This is a genomic window from Bacillus hominis (genome assembly GCF_018332515.1).
Taxonomy (GTDB): Bacteria; Bacillota; Bacilli; order Bacillales; family Bacillaceae_G; genus Bacillus_A; species Bacillus_A hominis.
The window spans coordinates 1-5,742 of the sequence record NZ_BOQD01000402.1; the positions used below are offsets into that span (position 1 = coordinate 1).

The 5,742-nt window shown below is 32.6% G+C and carries 6 protein-coding genes; 2 read left to right on the forward strand and 4 right to left on the reverse strand.

What is annotated here, in order from left to right; genetic code table 11:
- Nucleotides 1-96: 96 nt before the first annotated feature.
- Nucleotides 97-744 carry a type A chloramphenicol O-acetyltransferase gene (gene catA, locus KI356_RS25690; protein ID WP_212936848.1) on the reverse strand — a complete coding sequence of 216 codons (648 nt, stop codon included), beginning with the start codon at nucleotides 742-744 and terminating at the stop codon, nucleotides 97-99.
- 302 nt (nucleotides 745-1,046) lie between these two features.
- On the opposite strand from catA, the gene KI356_RS25695 reads away from it, so the two are divergent.
- The gene (locus KI356_RS25695; RefSeq protein WP_212936849.1) at nucleotides 1,047-1,229 is read left to right on the forward strand and encodes a DUF4021 domain-containing protein; all 183 of its coding nucleotides are present in this window, start codon (nucleotides 1,047-1,049) and stop codon (nucleotides 1,227-1,229) included.
- A 47-nt stretch (nucleotides 1,230-1,276) separates the two neighbouring features.
- Here the strand turns inward: KI356_RS25695 and KI356_RS25700 are convergent, their stop codons facing one another.
- Nucleotides 1,277-3,508, reverse strand: coding sequence for an MMPL family transporter (locus KI356_RS25700; protein ID WP_212936850.1), 2,232 nt, complete (start codon nucleotides 3,506-3,508; stop codon nucleotides 1,277-1,279).
- A gap of 122 nt (nucleotides 3,509-3,630) precedes the next feature.
- On the opposite strand from KI356_RS25700, the gene KI356_RS25705 reads away from it, so the two are divergent.
- Nucleotides 3,631-4,254 (forward strand): TetR/AcrR family transcriptional regulator, encoded by a 624-nt coding sequence (locus KI356_RS25705; protein ID WP_212936851.1) that lies wholly within the window; start codon nucleotides 3,631-3,633, stop codon nucleotides 4,252-4,254.
- Nucleotides 4,255-4,377: 123 nt separating this feature from the next.
- Here KI356_RS25705 and KI356_RS25710 read toward each other — a convergent pair whose 3' ends face one another.
- Entirely contained in the window at nucleotides 4,378-5,031 is a 654-nt protein-coding gene (locus tag KI356_RS25710) for an MBL fold metallo-hydrolase (protein WP_128279998.1), read from the reverse strand.
- A 66-nt stretch (nucleotides 5,032-5,097) separates the two neighbouring features.
- Nucleotides 5,098-5,505 carry a GNAT family N-acetyltransferase gene (locus KI356_RS25715; RefSeq protein ID WP_212936852.1) on the reverse strand — a complete coding sequence of 136 codons (408 nt, stop codon included), beginning with the start codon at nucleotides 5,503-5,505 and terminating at the stop codon, nucleotides 5,098-5,100.
- Nucleotides 5,506-5,742: the final 237 nt, after the last annotated feature.

A 5,742-nucleotide genomic window follows, 5' to 3' on the forward strand; every position in this document is an offset into this window, starting at 1 on the left:
TAAAAAGAAGAGAACATGTAATATACACATGTTCTCTTCTTTTTATTTTGACGCTTATTCATTTTCCATTTTATATAATTAAAAATTAAATATTACTTAAAGCCACTCGTTACAAGTATTAACTAGTTCCTGTAAATCCTCTATAAAACGACTCGCATGATATCCATCACAAACCGCATGATGTACTTGCAGTGAAACAGGTAGCATAACCTTACTTCCATCATTGAAATATTTCCCACAAGTAATAATTGGTAATAAAAAATCACCATCATTATTAATATTTAAATTAAATCCTGTAAAACTAGTCCAAGGTATACCAGAAATCGGAAAAACATTTGGTGGAATATTTTCTTTCGTGAAGAGACCATGAACATTAGCATACCATCTCATATCCTCTTCATAGTTTTTATAGAAAATGTGGAAATCACTAGAATAATCCGTCCATATACTTGAAAAAGATTTATCATCTTTATGAAAGATTGTATAACTAGGTATCATTTCCTCCCAATACCCTAAACCTCCTTCATCATTAAAACATGTTCGAAATTCTTTATGTTTATTTATCACTCTAGAAATTATATAAATAAAAGTCGGATAAAATTTAATTTCCTTTTGATGTATTTCCTCTAGCATCATCGTAATATCAACATTCGCTGTCATACTAAATGAACACTTTAATTTTAAATAATGTTCAAAATACTGCTCTCTATTCCAATTTTCTCTGTCAATTACATGAAACTTCATTTCATTAGCCTCCTAAAATTTCATTTTTATTTTAGAAGGCTAATTTCCTTGTTTTCACCACACTTGTTCACTCCTTATAGTTTAAATTTATACTCAAGTTTTTATTTAATTATATAACATTTGCAAAAATCCATTCACATATTTCTTGAAATCCATCCACATACTATTAATAAAGTGAAACTTTAATCAGTGGGGGGCACTTCATCCCCTACCTAACTTCTTTGTTTTCACCGAATTTTGAGGTGGAGATCTTACTGCCCGTTAATGCGGGATAAATCAAATGACGTTTGGAGGATTCAAACATGCATGATAAAAATGTAAATAAAAAAGAAAATGTTATCGAAAACACTACATCTATTCAAAATAATAATACTGCAAATCTAACTAGCGACGAACAAGCAATGAACGGCTTATACGGAATGCCCGAAACAACCATTGAAGATGCTAATCACGCTGTAACTGCTGATTTGACTTCAAAAAATTAATTAACTACATAGAAAAAAGCCAAGGAAAATATCCTTGGCTTTCTCAATTATACATCCATTTTTTGTATCTCTTCACTCTTTCTTGAAAGTCTCCCTGGCCAAAAAGCAAAGCGACCTAAAACAACTGTAATTGCCGGTACAAGTAATGGCCTAACAATAAACGTATCCAGTAATACTCCAATTGCTGTTACAATACCAAATTGTACTAAAACTTGAATTGGTAACGTACCTAACACTGCAAAAGTTCCTGCTAAAATTAAACCTGCTGATGTAATGACACTACCTGTTTGTATAACACCATTTTTTACTGCATCCAAGTGATTTTGTTTCTTTCTATTTTTCCATATTTCTGAGACCATAAAAATATTATAATCTTCACCTAATGCTACTAAAAATACGAATGCGTATAACGGTATCGCCCCTTGTATCGCTGGAGCCCCCATACCGAAATGAAGTAATAACCATCCTGCTCCTAATGCCGAGAAGAATGATAAAACGACAGTTACAATTAAATAAATCATCGCGACAATAGATCGTAAGTAAACAAGTAATAATAAAGCTATAATACTAATCATTACTGGAATAATAACTGCTTCATCACGTTCAGTAATTTGCTTTGTATCATATAATGACGCTGTTTCTCCGCCAATCCACAATTGATCTCCAGCATTACTAATCCCAGCAGTTTTTAATACCTTTTCTACACTACTTTTTAATTGAGGTATTTGATCTAATGCTTCAATTGAGTACGGATTTTCTGCTAAAGAAACTTCATACATTTTGATTTGATTATTTTCTTTTCCCTCTTTTGGCTCTTTCACCGTATTTACAAAAGAAAATTTCTCTATCTCTTGTTTAATAGGAAGATTTTTTCCTTTCGCATCAACCACAATTTTTACAGGTGCTAATTCACCAGCTGAAAAATGCTCACTAATTAACGTAAATCCTTCACGTGAAGGCATATCCTTTGGAAACGATTCTAATAGATCATAAGTGTATTGAATACGTGGTACAAATGAAGCCAATCCACCTAATACAAATACAGTTAGCATAATAATTGTCCACGGTCTTCGTACTACAATATCTCCAAGTTTTTTACTAAATAAGCCTTTTGATTTTTTGACTTTTATTACTTTCTTTTTCTTTCTTGCAAACTCCTCATTCATCGAAGTTGTTCTCGGTATAAACGGGAAGAATGCAATCCTACCGAAAATTAATAAAAATGCAGGAAGAATTGTTAAAGCTGCGATTCCCATTATAAATACAGCAACACTAAATGGTACTGCAAATCGATGAAAAGCACCATAATGAGCAAGTAATAATGTTCCTAGCCCAAGTACGACCGTTAATGCACTCATTATAATTGCCCCGCCAGATGCTTTAATCGCAAGTTGCAATGCTTTATATTTACTTTCTTCTTCTAACAGGTACTCTCTATATCTCGAAATTAAAAATAGACAATAGTCCGTTCCAGCGCCAAACAATAATACTGTCATGATTGATATCGCTTGGGCATCTACTTTAATCCATCCATGATCAGCTAAAAAACCAAGTGTAGGACTAATAATACCGTATGCAAAGCCAACAACAAGTAAAGGTAAAATTGCTAAAATTGGTGAACGGTACAGTAAAATTAATAAAACTAATACGAGTAGTACAGTAGCAACTAATAACTTCACATCTGCTTGACTAAATAAGCTAACTGCATCCGTTTGAATACCTACAGGACCAGATAATCGAACATGTAAACCAGAGTCGCTTATTTTTTGTTTAAATGGATTCACATCCACCTTACTATTCACTATTTTTCTTACATCTTCAAGATTGCCTTTTAATATATCCGTACCAGCTGATTTATTAAAGAATATCGGTGTGACAAATGATGTACCATCTTTTGATGCACTTTTTGATAATACTTGCTCTGGAATTGTATCAAATGGTGGTAACGTTGTTTGTTCTTTTAAAGGACTAGCTTTTAACTCTTTATAAACGTCCTGTATTAGTTTATAGTCTTTGGATTGTAGTCCACCATCTCTATGCCATACTACTAACAACGGATTTCCTGCATTATTAGGAAACTCTTTTTTCATAAGTGCTTCAGCTTGCTGTGACATAGCTGTTTCAGGTAAATTTTTCGGATTCGGTTCTTTCGTACTGTTTACTTGTGGTAATGTAAATGAAAGTAATAATGTAATAAGAATCCAAACCGATAAAGTTATCCATTGCGTATGCTTCCCTGCTACAATCCTCCCTAAAACATTTAAAGGATGCTTTTTCATATAAACCCACCTTCCTTTTTCCATCCAATATTAATTATATATACTGGTCAGTTAATTAATCAACAATGATTAAAAATTATGTTATAATTACCTCAACAATAAAATGTCAGGAGCGAATGTATTTGGAACAAAAACAACGTCCTCTCGGAAGGCCTCGTCAAAATAAAAATACACAATCTACAAAAGAAATGATTTTAGAAGTTGCAACAAGATTATTTCTTACTCAAAATTATCAAGTCATTTCCATGGATGAGGTCGCGAAAGAATGCGGTGTTACGAAAGCAACCGTCTACTATTATTATTCAACAAAAGCTGATTTATTTACCGCTACTATGATTCAAATGATGATACGTATAAGAGAGAATATGGATCAAATACTTTCCACGAATAAAGCTTTGGAAGAAAGATTGTTAGACTTCGCTAAAGTATACTTACACGCAACGATTGACATTGATATGAAGAACTTTATGAAAGATGCAAAACACTCTTTATCTGAAGAACAATTGAAAGAATTAAAAAATGCCGAAGATAATATGTATGAAGTATTGGAAAAATCAATTGATAATGCGATGCATATTGAAGAAATACCTAAAGGGAATCCAAAATTAGCTGCCCATGCTTTCGTAGCTTTATTATCAATCGGGAATTTTAAAGATGAGAATTCCAATCCTATTCTTGCAAATATAGATGAATTCGCACAAGAAATTGTTTCTTTTTATTGGAATGGGTTAGGTCATTCATATTAAATAGATTTCCTTTAATAAAAGAGCATGTTTGAATTTTTCTCAAACATGCTCTTTTATTATTTATTTACTAGTAATTAGATTATGCTTTAGCACTATTTAACAAAATTTTTTTATCCTCAACTTTTACAACTTTTGAAGTTGAACATTTATATTCTCCTTACTTAATCCCCCATGGTAACAAACTACAGATTCGATATCTAGATTTAAATACTTCTCTAAAGACTGTTGTGCTTCCTTTACATTTAGTGTAGTTGGGGCATGAACTCCTCCTAACTTTCCGTTCACACTATACATAGAGTCCCCAGCGACAAGAGTTTTACTTTGTTTCAAATATAAACTGATATGACCCGGAGTGTGCCCTGGAGTATGGAGAATTAGTATCCCACCGCAATACGGAAGTTCTTGCCCATCAATCACAGTAGTACTTACTTTTCCTTTTGGTGGATTCTCTACATTTCCATCTTTCAATAAAGGTAAATCCCCCTCAATATATGGCTTATCTAGCTCGTGCGCATAAACTTTAATATCGCTTACACCGTTCTCCAATAATTCAGGAAGGCTACCTATATGATCTATATCCTGATGCGTCAAAATCACGACTTTTAGCTTTTCAAATGATACCCCAATCCTCTCCATCTCTACTTGTATATCTCTAAATTGTCCCGGAAAACCAGTATCTATTAAAACTGCCATTTCATCATCCCATAAAAGAATCGGGTGAATAATATACTCTTGAAACTCAAGATGTAGCATTCCTACTCCTTTAGCAATCTCCATACAGTAATTCTCCTTTATAATGAAGTTTGAAAATATGTACGATTACACCGAGAATTTAAAACCCTGCTATCTTATAATTTGTTTTGTCATCCCAATAGAGAATGCCTGAAACCCTATAGCTTCATAGTAAGATTGCAATTTATCTACACACATTAGTTGCGGAATAACCTTGTTTTGTTCACAGTGCTGGATTAGTCGTTCTACTATTTCCTTTCCAATACCAATGGACTGATATTCTGGCAATACACATACACCACAAATAACACCTGTTATTACTCCATCGGATATAACACGCCCCATCCCAATTAATTGTTGCTCTTTAAAAACATATATTGCATACCAACTTTGTTTACACATTTGTTCCAAGTCATTAACCGTTAATTGAAGAGAATTCCATCCTAAAGATTCGTATAAGACTAATAATCCATTAAAATCTGTAGGATGTTCACTTGTGTAGCGTATACTATTTTCCATGTAATACTCCCTATTCTCTGGCTTGTTTATATTTCATAAAACTACCCTTTATAAAAAATTCTGATCGACGTGAAAATAACTAGTACAAACTTCAATAAGAAAAATAGAATTCCTTCTCAACATAAAATAAAAAGAAGTTACCTCACCTGAGTTAACTTCTTTTATATAAGACTATCATTATATTATCAACCAAAAATCATACAGCTACATACGATAAGAACAAACAAAACTAATAAA

Excerpts from the sequence above, each read along its gene's own strand:
- catA (WP_212936848.1), bottom strand. The coding sequence starts at position 744 with ATGAAGTTTCATGTAATTGACAGAGAAAATTGGAATAGAGAGCAGTAT.
- KI356_RS25710 (WP_128279998.1), bottom strand. The coding sequence starts at position 5,031 with ATGGAGATTGCTAAAGGAGTAGGAATGCTACATCTTGAGTTTCAAGAG.
- KI356_RS25700 (WP_212936850.1), bottom strand. The coding sequence starts at position 3,508 with ATGAAAAAGCATCCTTTAAATGTTTTAGGGAGGATTGTAGCAGGGAAG.
- KI356_RS25695 (WP_212936849.1), top strand. The coding sequence starts at position 1,047 with ATGCATGATAAAAATGTAAATAAAAAAGAAAATGTTATCGAAAACACT.
- KI356_RS25715 (WP_212936852.1), bottom strand. The coding sequence starts at position 5,505 with ATGGAAAATAGTATACGCTACACAAGTGAACATCCTACAGATTTTAAT.